General features: G+C 46.0%; 15 protein-coding genes. 5 read left to right on the forward strand and 10 right to left on the reverse strand.

Annotated elements, in window-relative coordinates:
* Positions 1 to 50 precede the first annotated feature (50 nt).
* Positions 51 to 632, forward strand: a complete 582-nt coding sequence (gene sodC, locus ACOCLE_RS00950; RefSeq protein ID WP_419535138.1) for a superoxide dismutase [Cu-Zn] SodC — start codon at positions 51 to 53, stop codon at positions 630 to 632.
* Positions 633 to 686: 54 nt separating this feature from the next.
* Here the strand turns inward: sodC and trpC are convergent, their stop codons facing one another.
* The 7 genes from trpC to rpe form a co-directional block, all read right to left on the reverse strand.
* Positions 687 to 1490 (reverse strand): indole-3-glycerol phosphate synthase TrpC, encoded by an 804-nt coding sequence (gene trpC, locus ACOCLE_RS00955; protein ID WP_419535139.1) that lies wholly within the window; start codon positions 1488 to 1490, stop codon positions 687 to 689.
* 18 nt (positions 1491 to 1508) lie between these two features.
* A complete protein-coding gene (gene trpD / locus ACOCLE_RS00960; RefSeq protein ID WP_419535140.1) occupies positions 1509 to 2558 on the reverse strand; it encodes an anthranilate phosphoribosyltransferase in 1050 nt (349 codons plus the stop codon).
* Positions 2559 to 2581: 23 nt separating this feature from the next.
* Positions 2582 to 3166 (reverse strand): anthranilate synthase component II, encoded by a 585-nt coding sequence (locus ACOCLE_RS00965; protein WP_419535141.1) that lies wholly within the window; start codon positions 3164 to 3166, stop codon positions 2582 to 2584.
* The gene (trpE, locus tag ACOCLE_RS00970; RefSeq protein WP_419535142.1) at positions 3166 to 4707 is read right to left on the reverse strand and encodes an anthranilate synthase component I; all 1542 of its coding nucleotides are present in this window, start codon (positions 4705 to 4707) and stop codon (positions 3166 to 3168) included. Before trpE ends, ACOCLE_RS00965 begins: the two co-directional genes overlap by 1 nt.
* Before the next feature lie 305 nt (positions 4708 to 5012).
* Positions 5013 to 6932 (reverse strand): MBL fold metallo-hydrolase, encoded by a 1920-nt coding sequence (locus tag ACOCLE_RS00975; protein ID WP_419535143.1) that lies wholly within the window; start codon positions 6930 to 6932, stop codon positions 5013 to 5015.
* 291 nt (positions 6933 to 7223) lie between these two features.
* A complete protein-coding gene (locus tag ACOCLE_RS00980; RefSeq protein ID WP_419535144.1) occupies positions 7224 to 7868 on the reverse strand; it encodes a phosphoglycolate phosphatase in 645 nt (214 codons plus the stop codon).
* Positions 7869 to 7925: 57 nt separating this feature from the next.
* Positions 7926 to 8603 (reverse strand): ribulose-phosphate 3-epimerase, encoded by a 678-nt coding sequence (gene rpe, locus ACOCLE_RS00985; protein ID WP_419535145.1) that lies wholly within the window; start codon positions 8601 to 8603, stop codon positions 7926 to 7928.
* 301 nt (positions 8604 to 8904) lie between these two features.
* Here rpe and ACOCLE_RS00990 point away from each other — a divergent pair, with 301 nt between their 5' ends.
* Positions 8905 to 9162 carry a hypothetical protein gene (locus ACOCLE_RS00990; RefSeq protein WP_419535146.1) on the forward strand — a complete coding sequence of 86 codons (258 nt, stop codon included), beginning with the start codon at positions 8905 to 8907 and terminating at the stop codon, positions 9160 to 9162.
* 60 nt (positions 9163 to 9222) lie between these two features.
* On the forward strand, positions 9223 to 10104 hold the full coding sequence (locus tag ACOCLE_RS00995) for a hypothetical protein (protein WP_419535147.1): 882 nt from the start codon (positions 9223 to 9225) through the stop codon (positions 10102 to 10104).
* Here the strand turns inward: ACOCLE_RS00995 and tnpC (ACOCLE_RS01000) are convergent.
* Positions 10055 to 11560, reverse strand: coding sequence for an IS66 family transposase (gene tnpC, locus ACOCLE_RS01000; protein WP_419532963.1), 1506 nt, complete (start codon positions 11558 to 11560; stop codon positions 10055 to 10057). The two genes, ACOCLE_RS00995 and tnpC (ACOCLE_RS01000), sit on opposite strands and share 50 nt — an antisense overlap.
* Positions 11561 to 11753: 193 nt before the next feature.
* Between tnpC (ACOCLE_RS01000) and ACOCLE_RS01005 the strand changes: the two genes are divergently transcribed.
* Complete coding sequence (locus ACOCLE_RS01005; protein WP_419535148.1) at positions 11754 to 12110, forward strand: hypothetical protein; 357 nt, start codon at positions 11754 to 11756, stop codon at positions 12108 to 12110.
* Between the two features lie 1178 nt (positions 12111 to 13288).
* Here the strand turns inward: ACOCLE_RS01005 and tnpC (ACOCLE_RS01010) are convergent.
* Positions 13289 to 14794 (reverse strand): IS66 family transposase, encoded by a 1506-nt coding sequence (gene tnpC / locus ACOCLE_RS01010; protein ID WP_419532963.1) that lies wholly within the window; start codon positions 14792 to 14794, stop codon positions 13289 to 13291.
* Between the two features lie 98 nt (positions 14795 to 14892).
* Between tnpC (ACOCLE_RS01010) and ACOCLE_RS01015 the strand changes: the two genes are divergently transcribed.
* Positions 14893 to 15144 carry a hypothetical protein gene (locus ACOCLE_RS01015; protein WP_419535149.1) on the forward strand — a complete coding sequence of 84 codons (252 nt, stop codon included), beginning with the start codon at positions 14893 to 14895 and terminating at the stop codon, positions 15142 to 15144.
* Between the two features lie 380 nt (positions 15145 to 15524).
* On the opposite strand, the gene adhE is transcribed toward ACOCLE_RS01015, so the two are convergent.
* A complete protein-coding gene (gene adhE, locus ACOCLE_RS01020; RefSeq protein ID WP_419535150.1) occupies positions 15525 to 18140 on the reverse strand; it encodes a bifunctional acetaldehyde-CoA/alcohol dehydrogenase in 2616 nt (871 codons plus the stop codon).
* Between the last annotated feature and the right edge of the window lie 315 nt (positions 18141 to 18455).

Consider the following 18455-nt stretch of genomic DNA (forward strand, 5'->3'; position numbering starts at 1 on the left):
TATTTGGAACCTATACTGAGTCTTATAAATATACTTAGAGGTTACGTAATATGTTTAATAGTGGCATCAGGTTTCTGGCTCTACCTATTGTATTTTCTGCTTTAGTGTCTGGGTGTTCGGATACTGCGAACCATGCAGAGAACACGAGCAAAGTTGAGGAAAAGCTGGAAGTAGTGATGTTTCAGGTAACTCCTGCGGGTAATGGGCCAACAGTGGGCAAAGTGTTTATTCATTACGCTGACGATGATGATGTCACCCAGGGTGTAAGGCTACAGCCAGCGCTTCATGACCTGCCACCGGGAAAGCATGGCTTTCATGTTCATGAGCACCCATCTTGTGAGCCGGGAGAGAAAGATGGCCAGAAAGTAGCTGCTCTGGCTGCCGGTAGCCATTATGACCCGGAAAGCACAGGTCATCACGAAGGGCCTCAGGGGCATGGACACCTTGGTGATCTACCTGCTTTAACTGTTGATGATTATGGTAATGCGGTGACCCCTGTTGAGGCACCCAGGCTCTCATTACCTGAGCTGAGAGGACATTCGCTGGTGATCCATGCGGGTTCCGATAACTATTCTGACAACCCTCCGCTGGGTGGTGGTGGTGCCAGAATAGCGTGTGGGATTATTCAGTAACTGAAATATAGAAATAACTGCTACAAGGCTGGCTGACTTTTTGGCTAGCCGTCTTCATAAATAGGCGCCAAACAATGTCTTGAGAGCTTGCCCTGGATTATCCTGACGCATAAACGCTTCACCTACCAGAAAGCTTTTCACGTTATGCTGGACCATGGATTTCACATCACCTTGGGTGTGAATACCGCTCTCTGTGACAACCAGTCGACCAGTAGGAATTGAGTCAAGTAGTTCAAGTGTGTTGTTCAGGCTGACCTCAAATGTATGCAGGTTGCGATTGTTGATCCCGAGGATGGCGCCGGGTAGTGGGAGAGCCCTTTCCAGCTCATCCGCTCCATGCACCTCAACCAATACATCCATTCCAAGAGATTGTGCCAGCTCATTGAAATCACGGAGTTGCTGGTCCGAAAGGGCTGAGACAATCAGCAGGATACAGTCGGCACCTATCATTCGTGCTTCGTATATTTGATAAGGGTCGACCATGAAATCTTTTCGCAGTACAGGAAGAGAGCAGGCCTCACGAGCAGCCTGTAAATAGCGTTCGCTGCCCTGGAAGAAATCACGATCCGTCAACACGGATAAGCAGCAGGCCCCAGCGCTTTCATAGCTTCTGGCAATTTCTGCTGGCTCAAAATTTTCTCTAATCACCCCTTTGCTGGGAGAGGCTTTTTTGATCTCTGCAATGATGGCTGCCTGCTGCTTTTCAACTCTTAAGAGCAGGTTGCGGGCAAAGCCTCGTGCTGGTGCATTCTGCTCGGCCAGCTTTCTTACTTCATCAAGTGGTTTGGAAAGGCTGCGCTCAGAAACTTCTTCATGCTTCCGTGCAATGATTTTATTCAGAATGGTCGGTAGCGACATGAATGGTTACCCTCACACTTATTGAGCTACAGCGTCTTCAGAAAAAACGCGGGTAAAACTGGCCAGTTCTTTCATTTTCTCCAAAGCCAGACCGCTGTCGATGGCATCCTGAGCCATCAGGATGCCTTCTTCCAGACGACTGGCGACACCTGAAAGGTAAATGGCTGTACCTGCGTTCAGGGCAATCATACTGGCTGCTTTTTCAGCATACTTTCCCTGTTGTTTGCCAAGGGCATCCTTGATAAGAGCCAGTGATTCACTACTGTCTCTTACATCCAGTCCAATCAGGCTTTGCGAGTTAATATTGAAATCTTCCGGCTTGAGTATGTATTCGTAGACTTTTCCATCCTTTAGCTCGGCTACGTGGGTCTCACTGGCAATACTGATTTCATCCAGTCCATCCACGGAATGCACCACCATAACATGTTCATTCCCCAGCTCGCGGAGTACTTCTGCCATTGGGCGGCAAAGCTCTTTGGTAAAAACACCAATTAGCAGGTTTTTCACGTTGGCTGGATTGGACATTGGTCCAAGAATATTAAACAGTGTGCGAATACCCAGATCCCGGCGTACACCTACCACATTTTTCATGGCTGAGTGGTGGGCTGGTGCGAACATAAAGCCGACACCAATCTCTTCAATGCAGCGGGCGACTTGATCAGGGGTAATGTCCAGATTAACCCCTGCATGCTCCAGAAGGTCGGCACTACCACTTGAGCTGGAAACACCCCGGTTGCCATGTTTTGCAACTTTGGCGCCTGCAGCGGCACAGACAAAGGCAGAAGCGGTAGAGACGTTGAACAGGTGGGCACCGTCTCCCCCTGTACCAACTATATCTACCAGATGATCAGCATTAACTTGAACCTGGGTAGCCAGTTGTCGCATGACCATGGCAGCCCCAGTGATTTCTTCAATGCTCTCACTTTTCATCCGCATGCCAACCAGAAAGGCGGCAATCTGGCTATCATTGCACTTGCCAGTCATGATCTGTTGCATTACCTCGACCATTTCATCCCTGCTCAGGTCAAGGTGTTGCACGATCCGGTTTATCGCTTTTTTTATCTGCATGGTTTCACTCCCTGGTATATTTGTTATATGGACTGTTTGAGGAAATTGGCCAGAAGGTCATGCCCTTGCTCGGTCATGATGGATTCTGGATGAAACTGAACGCCCTCAACGGGCAGTTCTTTATGGCGGACGCCCATGATTTCATCGTTACTGCCATCTTCAAACTGAGTCCATGCTGTTACCTCAAGGCAATCAGGCAGGCTCTCTTTTTCAATGACAAGTGAGTGATAGCGGGTTGTTGTGACCGGATTGGCCAGGCTCTGGAAAACCCCGAAATCCTTATGGAAAACCGGAGAAACTTTACCATGCATGACTTGTCTGGCCCGGACGATCTTACCTCCATAAACCTGTCCGATACTTTGATGGCCAAGGCACACACCCAGGATAGGAATTTTATCCTGAAAGTGTCGTATAACATTCATTGATATGCCAGCTTCGTTGGGAGTACATGGTCCCGGAGAGATAACAATATGGTCAGGCTTCAGCTGCTCGATGTCCTCAATGGTAATGTGATCGTTCCTGTGGACTTCGACAGTAGCGCCCAGTTCTCCAAAATACTGAACCAGATTAAAGGTGAACGAATCGTAATTATCGATCATTAACAGCATCAGTGTTTCACCTCTGAAGAGCGCTTGTTTGTTTTTTGATTGCCAGAAGACGCGGGGTAGCCGCCGCCCATAAATCCAGTTTGAGCCATGGCGACCGCACGAAATATGGCGCGTCCCTTATTCATGGTTTCCTTCCATTCCAGATCAGGACTGGAATCAGCGACAATACCTGCTCCGGCCTGAATGTGGAGTTGACGATCCTTGATGACTGCAGTCCGAATAGCAATGGCGGTGTCCATATTGCCATTCCATGCCAGATATCCCACAGCGCCACCGTATACACCGCGTTTTACAGGTTCCATTTCATCGATGATTTCCATGGCCCTTACTTTTGGCGCACCGCTTAATGTGCCTGCAGGTAGCGTAGCTTTTAGTACATCAAGGGCATCCAGTCCACTTTTCAGTTGCCCTGTTACGTTGGAAACAATGTGCATGACATGGGAGTAACGTTCAATGACCATCTTGTCAGTCAGCTTTACGGAGCCTGTAGAAGCTACACGACCAACGGCGTTTCTTCCGAGGTCGATCAGCATGAGGTGTTCTGCAAGCTCTTTAGGGTCATTGAGTAGCTCCTGCTCGAGAGCTTTATCCTTCTCTTCGGTATCACCTCGCTTACGAGTGCCTGCAATAGGTCTTACGGTCACCTCTCCATCTTCCAGTCGGGCCAGGATTTCAGGAGAAGATCCGACGACATGAAAGTCACCCAGATCCATGTAATACATGTAAGGAGAAGGGTTGGTACTTCGGAGGGCCCGGTAAAGATTCAGGGGAGAGCTGTCAAAAGGGATGGACATTCTCTGGGAGAGTACGACTTGCATGGCGTCGCCAGCAAGAATGTAGTCACGTATCGCGCCAACGGATGCTTTGAAGGCTTCTTCACCGAATCCTGACTGAAAATCATCTTCACTGGCGGGGTTCAGGGATGCCTGAACCGGTGGTTGAATGTTGCTGGTCTGCAGTTGACGTACGAGGTTGTCCAGACGGAACTGGGCTTTTTCCAGAGCGGCGGATTCATCGGGGTTGGCATGGGTAATAAGGATTAGTTTGCCACTGAGGTTATCGAATACGACCAGCTCATCAGAGACCATCAAAAGGATATCAGGTGTATGCAGCTCGTCCTTTGGAGCGCTCTCTGCCAGTTTGGGTTCAATATAGCGAATCGTGTCGTAACCAAAATAACCAACCAGGCCCCCAGTGAATCTGGGTAGTTCTGCCAGCTCAGGTACTTGATAACGCTGTTGGAATTCCTTGATAAACTCCAGAGGGTCGCTGGTGGTATGTTCTTCCACAATCTGGCCATCGGTTTCGATATTAATGCGATCGCCATTGACCCGCAGCAGGGTGCGGCAGGGTAGGCCAATCATGGAATAACGGCCCCATTTTTCGCCTCCTTCAACGGACTCTAACAGGTAGGAGTAGCGGCCATTGGCAAGCTTGAGATAGGTGGTTAATGGTGTGTCCAGGTCTGCCAGAATCTCACGTACAACGGGAATGCGGTTGTAACCTTCTCTGGTCAGACGCGCAAATTGTTCAGGCGTCATAGCAGCTCTCTCAAATAAGCTAAGGGAATGTTATTGATTGAAATTATCTATGCTTGGCAACAACCGTGTTGCCATTGGGCTGAGTGTTATTGTCAGGCCCAGGGCCAGCTTTGCCAGCGCCAGGAGGTAGAAAGGAGGGAAACTGAAGACAAAGGGATGTGCTTGCAGCGGCTGTAGCTGCTGCATCTGAAATGAAAGCTATGTTGGTGATAACAGTGATTCACTGCGAACTCCGCACGCTTAGCCTGAGTCTCCCCAAGCTTTTCAATATTACTTGTTTAATCATCGTCAGCGCCAAGGGTATATTACGGGGTCGGTTGTTGCAAACCGAAAAGGGTCCTTAAATCACTTTCTGTTCGTTGATCCGGAGGAATTTTATACCAATCACTGAATGTTTTAAGATTGAGTTTTCTAATATCAAAGGCCTCTTCATCCACCATCTCAACCAATGCGTCAACCCACCCATGGTTGTCACTACCATCAATAGATCGCAAATAACCTAATGGACTCTGCGACAGTAACTGATGAAGCAGGAGTGTGAGCTTGGCTTTTGAGTTACTGATATGCGAGTTGAGGTCGTACAGTACTCTTTGCTTACAGGCTTCATATGTGCTGCTTTCCATGTAGGAGCGCACTCGGCTTCGTGCTTCTTTTTCATGTCTTGCATCCACTTCGGAGAGGTGAGCGAAATGCTCTTCACTGCATAGGTATGCACTTTTGCCGTCACAACAGGGACTGATCAGGTCTATCATGCACAAAAATGGGTCCTCAGCATGGATATTTCCCAGTTTATAATGACCACTGTGGATAAAGCTTGCGTGAGTTTGTTTTAATAGCTCCGTTAGCTTTGCCCGGAAATGGTTGATATTTTTGATATCGATTGTATCAGTAAGCAACGGGTCATCATCAGGTCCCCATTCTGCTTTAAGTCTCTGGTAGGTGGGAAGAAACTGTGTGTGTAGCCTTGAACTGATGGCGTCAATGGTTGCCTGATGAGTCTTTTCCATCTGATGACGCTGATGATCAGGCCCAGCCGGAAGGAAGATATGATCAACCGACGTATTATAAATGCTGGCAATCTTGGTCACTGCTTTGTACATGTCTTCTTCGTAGCCAGTGTCGCCAGCAAAAAATACGGTTTGTTCCTTTGTGATGACCAGATAGCCAAGCGCCGGTGCTTTGTGCCCATTGAGGGGAGAGGTGCCGGACCAGTGTTTTGATAGAATGGGCACTATGGTGGCTACATCAGAATTATTGCGGCGCACCTTGTATGGGTCATAAGGATAGGCTTTAGTAACATCACCTTCTTTATCCAGGAACTGGATGTGATCAAGCATCTTTTCAGTGCCTGCCGGGATCAGTAATTTACTGTATTTTCTGTGCTCAGTGCTTTCATCATCGGTTGGATGAATGAGCAGTACATGGGTTTTGATCCAGGTCACGATGCGAGAAAAGAGAGGCTTCTGTGGTCTGGTAACCTCACCAATATTTCGGCAGTGATCCATGTGGCCATGACTAAGCAGAATCAGGTCCGCTTTGCGATTATGGATCGGTGTGGTTTTAGCTTCATATGGGCCAATAGAGCTGGTAGCTGGATCAAAGGTGATGGACAGCGGCAAGCCATCATCACCGCGCAGGCAGATGGAAATATGGGCATGTCCATGGTGCTGGAACTGCCCAGGTTTCATGGGTAGGACAGACTGGTTTGCTGTTGCAAGAGCTTCTGGCCTAAACCAGGGAGTTATGAAGAAAGAGTCTCGAAGGGTTAACAGCGACCATGCGTATTCTTTGAAGGTGTTAAAGCCAATGCTGAGAGCATCTTTCCAATCTTGGAGGTTTGTCCATTTTGATGCTTCATTTGAATCGCAGTATTGATAGACAAGATTACCTGACAAGGTACGTTGTCTCTCCGGGTCTTCAGAAGGTCGACGAATCAGGTCGGCGTAATTACTCACTGGTTGATCATGAAACCATCCTCGATGGTAGACATGATTCTTTGCTTCACAAAGTTGGACAGCCGCTAGTTCATAAATCCTTTTTGATGGGTTTGTTTCGTTGTTGTGTGTAGAGGTATCGGTCTCTCGAACCAGGGTTATGCTGTGGGGGGCAGGTTGGGTGTTATAGCCTGAAAAACGCGCTTGGTTATCTGGTTCAAAAGTCCGATGTCTTTGCTGGGGATCTGAGTATGCTGTCGCTTGTGCTTCCATTAATTGCTGTTTTTCCAAGTTTATTGTTGGGTTTGATAAAAAGTCATACCTGAGTTATGGACTTAATTGATACAGCGTTAATTATGAAAAAATGATATTGAGGTTTTACGTGAAATATATGTGGCCCAGATAGTTACCACTTTATTCGATTGTATGTTGAAGAATTCAGTGGGCTGAACGCCTTGATTTAATATGGCGTATGAAACCTGATTTCTTAGAGTGTCTAGCTGGGAATAAAGTTCCTTAGACTAGGAGGGGCAGCCTCTCTGTTTGCCAGTTCAGAGAGGTTGTTGAAAATTATGGAGAAAATCAAAGAAGTTCTTTTAAGGTGAGAGCGACAAGATCAGGGTTTGACTGTTCTATGGGTTCACCATGATTGTACCCATAAGGTAGTCCGATTACGCAAACACCAGCAGCTCTGGCTGCACGGATATCATTGACCGAGTCTCCGATCATTAGAGCCTGATCTGAAGAAATATTAAACTTTTGCATTGCATATAACAAAGGCATCGGATGAGGTTTTTTTTCGGTCAGGCTATCGCCACCAATAGTTAGGTCAAAGTAATGATCAATACCCATCAGTTGCAGCAGGCGATCAGTGAACTGCTCACTTTTATTGGTAATGACGACCTGTTTGATGCCGCGATCTTTCATCGCTTCAAGAAAATCAGAAACTCCTGGGTAGAGGTAGCTGTGATGTCCGAGTTCTTCGCTGTAATGGGACTTGAAGCATTCGTGGGCTGCCTCGAACAGAGAGGAATCCACCTGGCCAGGTTGATCGCCGCTCATGTCATCAGCCAGTGCTCGTTTTACCAGTGATGGAATGCCGTTACCAACCCATAGCCGGGCTTTAGACTCTCCGGCAATGGGCATTCCCATATCAATCAGCATTTTGTCCAGTGCAGCGGCAAGGTCAGGAACGCTTTCCACTAGAGTGCCATCCAGATCGTACATAACCATAGATAGGTTGTTAAGAAGTGGATGGCCGTTGGAAGGTAGTGTGTTCATGATTTATAAAGCTACTACCTCAGCGAGCTCTGAACGCATTTGAGAAACAACATCGTTGTAGCTGTCTGCACCAAAGATTGCTGATCCTGCAACAAAGGTATCAGCGCCGGCCTCAGCAATTTGACGAATATTGCTGGCTGACACACCGCCATCTACCTGAAGGCGAATATTCAGTCCGCTATCATCAATCAGTTTGCGAACCCTGCAGAGCTTTTTCAGTGTGGAAGGAATAAATTTCTGACCGCCAAATCCCGGGTTTACCGACATCAACAGGATCATATCCAGTTTGTCCATAACATATTCAAGAATGTCGGGAGACGTTGCTGGGTTGAGTACCAGCCCAGCCTGGCAACCGCCTTCACGAATCAGTTGTAAGCTGCGATCAATATGTTCTGATGCTTCCGGGTGAAAAGTAATCATACTGGCACCCGCTTCAATAAAATCACCGATGATGCGATCCACTGGACTCACCATAAGGTGTACGTCAATGGGGGCGGTGACACCGTGTTTTCTCAGGGCTTTGCATACCATAGGGCCGAGGGTGAGATTAGGGACGTAATGGTTGTCCATGACATCAAAATGGACCCAGTCGGCACCAGCGGTCAAAACATTGTCAACTTCTTCGCCCAGTCGGGCAAAATCTGCAGAAAGAATACTCGGGGCAATAATAAAGTCGCGCATGGTGTTCCTGATCAGCCAGTGTATGAACTTGGGCGATTGTAACGGGTTGCTATGCTTCTGTCAGGTGCTTGATGCTCTTCCTGTAAGAAAAGCTGAACCCATATTCTATGAGTTATTAATCAAGTCGATGAGTGTGTTTTCCGGTTTTTAAAGTGTACCTTTCATTCTTTACGGCTTTTGATGTTTGGGTAGCGTTTTATTATCCGTATAACTTAAATTTATAAATTTTTCATTTTATTTGTTGCTGGTTGCTATAATTTTTGGCTGTTTTGAATGGATGTATTTTTTCTAAAAACTAGCAGTGAATGATTTGATGTCGTTGGAAATATGTAAGTTGATTTTAATAAAAATAATAAAATTTGGGGTGGCTCTTGTTTTGTTGCTTTTTTTAAGTGATTTGAGTGCGGCACCCCGTGGAGAGCGTTATTATCAGCAGAGCGCGGAAAGTTTTGTTGGTGCTTTTGATGTGTTTGATGTGTTTGGTGGTGTTGGGAAATTTGAATATACAAAGGGGTGTTCTGAAGGACAGACTCATGGGGTGCTCTCTCTGAATGATTGAAACAATAGTGCTCTATTTTCACAGCTACTATGGGAACACCACTCATAATAGTTAACTGTCATGCCCGCTTCTGTTATTTCCAGCTCTACCAAAAGCATCGTTTTGCAAATTGAAGTTTCTATAGATTCAGGCAACATGCTGAATCTTGAAGATAGTTTACAGCGTGCACTCAATGAAGCCGGGCAGCTTGGAACAAAAGAGTTATTGGGGCTATTTGAATCACCCAATAAAGAACCTATCGTCGTTAATCAGCAGAAGTGGAACTACAAAGGAAAGGTTCTTAAGCACTATGAAACCTTATACGGTCGTATACCTTTGGAGCGCTCCGTATATCAGGGTGTCAGAGGTGGCAGTACTCTGGCAGCACTTGATCTTCGTGCCGGTATTATTGGTTCAGCTACCCCCAAATTTGCCAAGTCTATCGCCTGGAAATACAGCCAGATGCCAGCGCCTGCGGTAAAAGAAGATTTTGAGACCAACCATCAAAGGACGCTTTCAAATTCTTATATCAAGCATTTATCGGACAGAGTAGGTGCATTAATTGAAGACCAGCAAGACACTCACTACCACCTTCCTCCACTAAAAGAGCCTGTTGAAACAATAGCCATTGGTCTGGATGGAACCTGCATGCTGCTTTGTGAAGAAGGCTGGAGGGAAGCCATGTGTGGGACATTGAGCCTATATTCTGCAGATGGAGACAGGCTCCACACGATATATACAGCCAGTTCGCCAGAGTATGGTAAACAAAGCTTTATGAGCAAGCTCGACGAGGAGATTGCAGATCTAAAACGACTCTACCCAAATGCCACATACATCGGGGTAGCTGACGGGGCTAGAGAAAACTGGAGTTATTTGAAACAACATACCTCTGGGCAGATACTCGATTTTGTAACTATTCAGCACCCAGCAAAGGCGTATTGTTGTAATTTCGAACCGCTTTAAGAAGCGCCTGAAATATGTTCAACCCCTGCTTTTTAGCAGATGATAAATAGCTTCGGATTCGGGTAAACATGGTACCTCCGTCTTCGCTTCTGAAGCAGCCTGAGATCTTCTGCTTAAGTTTGGCCATCCTGGCATCACGTTCACTGCCATTGTTATCGAAGGGAATTGAAAAGTCCGACATGAAGCGCAACGTTTCAACCTTAAACTCAATAAGCCTTTTGAACAGGTTGTAGGCCTTGGTATTCCTGACCTTCTTACGTCCAAGCACCTGTCGTTGTTTTTCCATATAAGCGGTTTCCTTCGTGAGAGCCCTTTGAAGGATTTGGTCGTATATCGTCTCAATGCGAAGCTGTATTGCACCAGGCATTTGAGTCAGACCGGCTGCTTTGTATTTCTTGCAGAAGTGCCAGGAGAGCGTAAGCAATTTCATCAGCCGCAGAGCCAGCTTATTCGCATCCCTATCGACAACTCCCTGAAGCTCTCTCAGATGATGGGCATTACAAAGCACATGCACTGCCGCATAGGCAAAGTAGGACTTCCAATGATCGTGAACCAGAATGCCTGCAAAAGTCAGCAGGATGCCCATTGCATCCATTGCTTCACAACCTCGCCTTTCTGAGAGGTAGTAAAGCGTCCATTGGTCATCTCGCATAATGTGTAACCACCACAGTGAACCGTCAACCCGCATGCCAGTTTCATCCGCTCCTGCAACCGGACTTTCTTGTAAAGCATCGCGGATACTCTGCTCAGTAGAGGCCAGGTTCTCATGGGTATAGGCAACAAAATTGGCAACAGAGCCTGCGCTGACACTCATGCAATAAATAGTATTGAAATACTCAGACACCCGGTGATATGGGATGAAGTGATACTGGTTTAAATGAACAGCCATTGCCTGAGTCACTTCTCCGTATTGAGCAGCGGCTTTCACTCCTTGGGGAAACTCAGCGGTGTTCCGTTTACCACAAGGACATACTTTAACGTCTGCCCAGTACGCGGTAACTTCAAATTCTCCGGGTCTACCTGGATCAAAAACCTGTCGCTCAATGTATTTGGTGGGTTTAATATCGATAAGCGAAGACTGGCAACAGCAACATTTTTCAACCTTCAGATGCCTGACATAATCGGGTAAGGCGACACGTCTCAAACAAGAGCCTTGATGACCTTTCTGGCCACCTGGTTTATTGCCTGAAGATGGTCTAAGGCTTTTGGGGTTCGGTGTTTCCTGTGAGGAGCAGGGGGCTTCTTTGGAAGATGTATCACCTTTATCACTCCCTTTTTTACTGGGCTTTTGATAACCATCTGACGATGGTGGCTTACTACTGTTTTGACTGTTTTTATTAACCCTTTCTTCCAGTTCGCTGCAACGTTCCCGTAAAAGCGCATTCTCGGTCCGAAGCTCTTCATTCTCTTTAAGGAGAGCTTCGGTAAACGGAGTAGCTGGGAAGTCTGGTTCCATACTGGAGATTTGTTAGAAAAATTGAGTATAAGATGATGGTCGAAAAATCAGAAAATTCCAGATTTATATGAAGGGTGCTGAATAGTTACTCGATTTTTATCATGCATCTGAATATTTAGCTGGAGCAGCGGAAGCACTGTTTCCAACCAGTAAGGCGAAGCGACACCAGTGGCTTGAAGACAGGCTACATAGTTTGAAAAACAAGCGTGGAGCAGCCAAAAAAATCCTTCAGGAAATTGAATCAGCCGAGCTCCCGAAAAAGACAATCGCACTGACAGAGAAGCGCTACAAAGCTGTGAGCTATTTTACAAACAATCACCAGTTAATGAATTATCATCAGGCGCTTAAACGCCATTGGCCAATAGGTTCAGGAGTTACTGAAGCGGCTTGTAAGACTCTGGTAAAGCAACGATTATGTGGTTCTGGAATGAGGTGGAAAGCAACAGGAGCGGAAGTGCTTTTGACAACAAGAGCACTGATCCAGAGTAAGGGGCGCTGGGAACAACTTTGGTCTGAGTTCATGACTGGAAAGGTTGAAGCTAACCTATGAGTCAGTTATCAAATTGAGAGAGCACCCCCTACAGCAAAACCCCAACATTTAACTACAAGGTTTAACGGCAGATCACAGCTTTTATCCAGCTACAGTAACACTATATACAAGCGGCAATACTGGTTAGCTGCCGCATTTTGAAACCCACTTCACAGGACTTATATCCCTGAAGCACACAAACTAACAGACAAAGGTTGACTTCTTGGTAGCACGGAGTTACAAATATGCAAAAGAGAACAACACATAACACATAATTTCACACCGCTTCTCATCCGGGACCAACTGATTGTCGAAGCCACTGGTTAGCTTCATACGTCACCAGTGTAGTATAGAGTGTGATCGAAAAACTGGAATTCAGCAAAACCGCCACAGTTTTGATTGATTCCGTTTCTTTGTATGTACTCCCACTGAATCATCTGCTAGCCCTATCTTAGGCAACCAGTGACCAATGCTCTGAATCATACGTTTTGATCAGCACCTTTACCTACACTGATAATGCGGACTGTAAGCCCACTAGTCAAGCCTGTTGCAGCCTAACTCGAGCCTTCTTATATGCTGGTTTTCATCTAGTGAAATTATCAAATATGAACAAACATAAATGACTATAGAGCTATAATCACAGGGCTCTCAAGAATCAGTCCAAAAGCAAAAAACGACACTGAACGCATAAAAACCGTTAGACATGCCTCAAAAAACCACAGAACCGCCGTAATTCAAGGGTTAATAGCCAAAGAAGTAGAAAAGTTTAAATTTAAGTAATATTTAGTATAAATAAATACGCCGCCAATACTGGCGCACCACCCCATCAAAAAACAACCACGCAAACTTATTTACAAGACAGGGAGTAATAATTCAGTGCATTTCGATGCTTTTATGACAAAAAAATAGTGTAAATTTTTCGTAAGGGAGACACCCACTTTATATTCATTCTAATAAAATTCTTCCTATTATTATTAGAATTATTAAAGAGTGCGTCATATATAAAAAAAAATCTATTTGCGCATACAACTCTAAGAAAACTTCTAGATATCAGAACCACAACGCAAAAAATTAACATTTCAGAAAACTCTTCATCCTCAGATCAAGTAAACTGGTAAGAACATTCTTTCTAACGCTTTTTATTCTGGTCCTTTATGAAACAGCTATCTATTTTTGTAGTTCTTATTTTTTCTTCGTAACTATTCAGCACCCAGCAAAGGCGTATTGTTGTAATTTCGAACCGCTTTAAGAAGCGCCTGAAATATGTTCAACCCCTGCTTTTTAGCAGATGATAAATAGCTTCGGATTCGGGTAAACATGGTACCTCCGTCTTCGCTTCTGAAGCAGCCTGAGATCTTCTGCTTAAGTTTGGCCATCCTGGCATCACGTTCACTGCCATTGTTATCGAAGGGAATTGAAAAGTCCGACATGAAGCGCAACGTTTCAACCTTAAACTCAATAAGCCTTTTGAACAGGTTGTAGGCCTTGGTATTCCTGACCTTCTTACGTCCAAGCACCTGTCGTTGTTTTTCCATATAAGCGGTTTCCTTCGTGAGAGCCCTTTGAAGGATTTGGTCGTATATCGTCTCAATGCGAAGCTGTATTGCACCAGGCATTTGAGTCAGACCGGCTGCTTTGTATTTCTTGCAGAAGTGCCAGGAGAGCGTAAGCAATTTCATCAGCCGCAGAGCCAGCTTATTCGCATCCCTATCGACAACTCCCTGAAGCTCTCTCAGATGATGGGCATTACAAAGCACATGCACTGCCGCATAGGCAAAGTAGGACTTCCAATGATCGTGAACCAGAATGCCTGCAAAAGTCAGCAGGATGCCCATTGCATCCATTGCTTCACAACCTCGCCTTTCTGAGAGGTAGTAAAGCGTCCATTGGTCATCTCGCATAATGTGTAACCACCACAGTGAACCGTCAACCCGCATGCCAGTTTCATCCGCTCCTGCAACCGGACTTTCTTGTAAAGCATCGCGGATACTCTGCTCAGTAGAGGCCAGGTTCTCATGGGTATAGGCAACAAAATTGGCAACAGAGCCTGCGCTGACACTCATGCAATAAATAGTATTGAAATACTCAGACACCCGGTGATATGGGATGAAGTGATACTGGTTTAAATGAACAGCCATTGCCTGAGTCACTTCTCCGTATTGAGCAGCGGCTTTCACTCCTTGGGGAAACTCAGCGGTGTTCCGTTTACCACAAGGACATACTTTAACGTCTGCCCAGTACGCGGTAACTTCAAATTCTCCGGGTCTACCTGGATCAAAAACCTGTCGCTCAATGTATTTGGTGGGTTTAATATCGATAAGCGAAGACTGGCAACAGCAACATTTTTCAACCTTCAGATGCCTGACATAATCGGGTAAGGCGACACGTCTCAAACAAGAGCCTTGATGACCTTTCTGGCCACCTGGTTTATTGCCTGAAGATGGTCTAAGGCTTTTGGGGTTCGGTGTTTCCTGTGAGGAGCAGGGGGCTTCTTTGGAAGATGTATCACCTTTATCACTCCCTTTTTTACTGGGCTTTTGATAACCATCTGACGATGGTGGCTTACTACTGTTTTGACTGTTTTTATTAACCCTTTCTTCCAGTTCGCTGCAACGTTCCCGTAAAAGCGCATTCTCGGTCCGAAGCTCTTCATTCTCTTTAAGGAGAGCTTCGGTAAACGGAGTAGCTGGGAAGTCTGGTTCCATACTGGAGATTTGTTAGAAAAATTGAGTATAAGATGATGGTCGAAAAATCAGAAAATTCCAGATTTATATGAAGGGTGCTGAATAGTTACTTTTCTTCAATGGTAAACGCCGAAATTCTGAACTGCGAGCAAAAGCAAACCGTTTGCGAAGCCAAGTGCAAAGCCTCCAGTCTTGTTAGCGAACAGGACAGCAATACCTGCAAAGCTCAATGCTTGGGAGAACGGACAGCCTGTGAGCTTGAACAAAGCAAAGAATCAGCGGGAAAGCTTGCAGAGCAAGCTAAAGATGCGAGCCAGTCTTTTATGGACAAGCTTAAGGCTTTCTGGGAAGGGTTAACCAGCAAGATGTAATTCCAACCGTGCTTTCTAACTACCATAATGAGCATGATGATATGGACGACAGAGCAGGTGGAATGACGAGTAATGAGAGGCTACTTGTGCTCTCGGGTATTGCGGGGAATTCTAACGCAGGGCTGGCTATCCATACCCCAGCGCAATAGCATAGTTAGGAAGTTCGACTCCCCCATCTCTTTCTTTTCCTAGCCAGTGACACGCTCATCAAAAATGGCAGATGTGAGAAATCTTAACCGCCTCCATGCCAGAGGTAATTGAATTTCCAACGCAACAACCGCAAAGGTTACCTTAATAGGTTGGACGTGTTTTTCTTCACCTGAAAAAAATGCCTCTAATCAACGAGTGACTAGAGGCATACGACATATTTCAGTCGAAGATTATTTACCGTAGTAAGCCTTGGTGAGCAGTTCTTCCAGCTCAGAAATCAATGGCAAGCGAGGGTTTGCCGTTGTGGTCTGATCTTCAAACGCATGGTTAGCCAGCATGCTGATTTTACTCTTAAACAGAGACTCATCAACACCAATCTCCTGAAGAGAAGCAGGCATACCCAGTCGCTTCATCAAGTCACGAACCGCATTAGCCAGCGATTTGACCCCCTCTTCCGGAGTCTTGGCAGGCAAGCCCAGCATTTTGGCAATCTCAGCATACTTCTCATGGGCAATGTAGTACTGATATTTCGGGAATGATGCCACCTTGGTTGGATTAGGGCAGCCGTTATACTCAATCACATGCGGCAATAACACCGCATTAGCCTGGCCGTGAGAAATATGAAGTTCATTACCCAGCTTATGAGCGATCGCATGGTTTACCCCCAGGAATGCGTTGGCAAATGCCATACCGGCAATACAGGAAGCATTATGCATTTTCTCACGCGCTTTTCTGTCGGCCGTTTCATAAGACTGTGGCAGATAATCAAAGACCAGCTGGATGGCTTTCATAGCCAGCGCATCAGTGTAATCTGAAGCCATGATGGACACATAAGCTTCTATCGCATGGGTCAGCACGTCCAGACCAGTATCTGCAGCCACTTTCTTAGGAACTGTCAGTACCAGATTAGGATCTATAATCGCCACATCTGGAGTCAGCTCATAGTCAGCCAGCGGGTACTTGGCCCCTTTTTCCTTGTCGGTAATAACGGCGAATGACGTTACCTCAGACCCCGTACCGGACGTGGTTGGAATCGCAACCAGTTTCGCCTTCTTGCCCAGGTGCGGGAATTTATAGACACGCTTGCGGATATCGAGGAATTTCTGGGCCATACCGGCAAAGTCGGCATCTGGCTGTTCATAGAAAAGCCACATTCCCTTAGCTGCATCGATCGGTGAACCACCGCCCAGAGCAATGATCACATCCGGATTAAAGCGCGCCATTTCACGGGCACCATTGCGAACGGTTTCCAGACTTGGATCGGGCTCAACCTGATTGAAGATTTCAACCTGAACCGGTGTAGAGCGCTTTCTCAAGTGGTATAGAATTTTATCAACATAGCCCAGGGACTGAATAACCTCATCGGTCACAATAAATACACGAGAGATGTCCTGCATCTTTTCAAGGTACTGAAGAGAGTTAGCCTCGAAGTAGATCTTTCTGGGAAGTTTAAACCATTGCATATTGACCCGGCGTTTAGCAACACGCTTCACGTTAATCAAATTAACAGCAGATACGTTGGAAGTTGTACTGTTACCGCCGTAGGTACCACATCCCAGAGTCAGGGAAGGCATATTGGTATTGTAAATATCACCAATGGCGCCATGGGTGCTTGGTGAGTTGATGATGATACGACCCGCTTTCATGGCCAGAGAGAACTCATCAATCACCTGGTTATCCTGGGCGTGAAGTACAGCTGAGTGACCAAGACCACCAAAGTTCAACATTTGGTCCGCCAGCTCAATAGCATGGTGCGCATCTTTAGCCTTAAGTACACCCAGAACTGGAGACAGCTTCTCACGGGACAGCGGGAACTCTGGACCTACCCCCTCAATTTCTGCAGCCAGAATACGGGTATTCTCAGGCACCTTGATACCAGCCAGCTCCGCAATATAAGAAGGCTTCATGCCAACAATCTTACTGTTTACATGACCGTCATGAATGACCACTTCAGCCAGCCGTCTGGTTTCTTCAGGCGTGGTGAAGTAAACATTCTGAGACTTCAGCTCTTTGACGACTTCTTTATAAACCGCCTGATGAACAATCGCGGCCTGCTCAGAAGCGCAGATCATGCCATTATCAAAACTCTTGGACATAACCAGGTCATTACAGGCCTGTTTGATATCCGCAGACTGGTCAATAATGCAAGGTACGTTACCAGAACCGACACCCAGCGCAGGCTTACCGGAAGAGTAGGCAGCTCGAACCATGCCGGAACCACCTGTCGCCAGAATGACAGCAACTTCAGGGTGCGTCATCAGCTTCTGAGTAGCTTCAATGGAAGGATGCTCCACCCACAACACACAGTCATCAGGCGCACCGGCTGCAACTGCTGCATCGCGAACAATCCGGGCAGCTTCACTGGAACATTTCTGTGCAGAAGGGTGAAAGGCAAAAATAATAGGGTTACGGGTTTTGGTAGAAATAATAGACTTGAACATGGTGGTGGATGTCGGGTTGGTCACCGGAGTAACTCCACAAACAATACCTACAGGCTCAGCAACCAGCATGAAGTCTTCTTCAGCGTTGTCTTCAATAACGCCTACCGTCTTATCGTACTTGATGGAGTGGTAAACATACTCAGTCGCAAAAATGTTTTTGGTCACCTTATCTTCAAGGATACCACGCCCAGTCTCCTCAACCGCCATTCGGGCAAGCTCCATATGAGCAGCCTGACCAGCCAGGGCCATGGCTTTTGTCACCCTGTCGACATCTTCCTGCGTCAGCTTAAGAAACTTCTCCCTTGCAACCATTGCCCGCTCAATTAATGCATTAATCTGAGCATCAACATCCTGAACAACCGCATCTTTATTTACGGTTTTTTCAGCCTGCTTTTTTCCGGCCATGATTATCGCCCTCTAGTAGTTAACCAAGATAACCTTTAAAAAACTGTCTATAATCTCGAGGCTTTTCGTTTTAAGTCTTCGCTCGAAATAGGAATACTGTTTAATAAGCTGGCAACCATCAGATGTCCGTCTTCTATTTCAACACCCTCAAGATAGTGCATCCTGAGTATTAATGCCTGACCATTGCCATTTATTGCTAAATTCTTTATTTCGATAAATTTTCAGGCATTAGCCACTGAATATTTATCGAATGTCGCAAAACTTTTATTCCACAAAATTATTTAAACGTATTTATTTTTTAAATTCAGGTATATG

Source organism: Endozoicomonas sp. (assembly GCF_965196975.1).
GTDB lineage: Bacteria > Pseudomonadota > Gammaproteobacteria > Pseudomonadales > Endozoicomonadaceae > Endozoicomonas.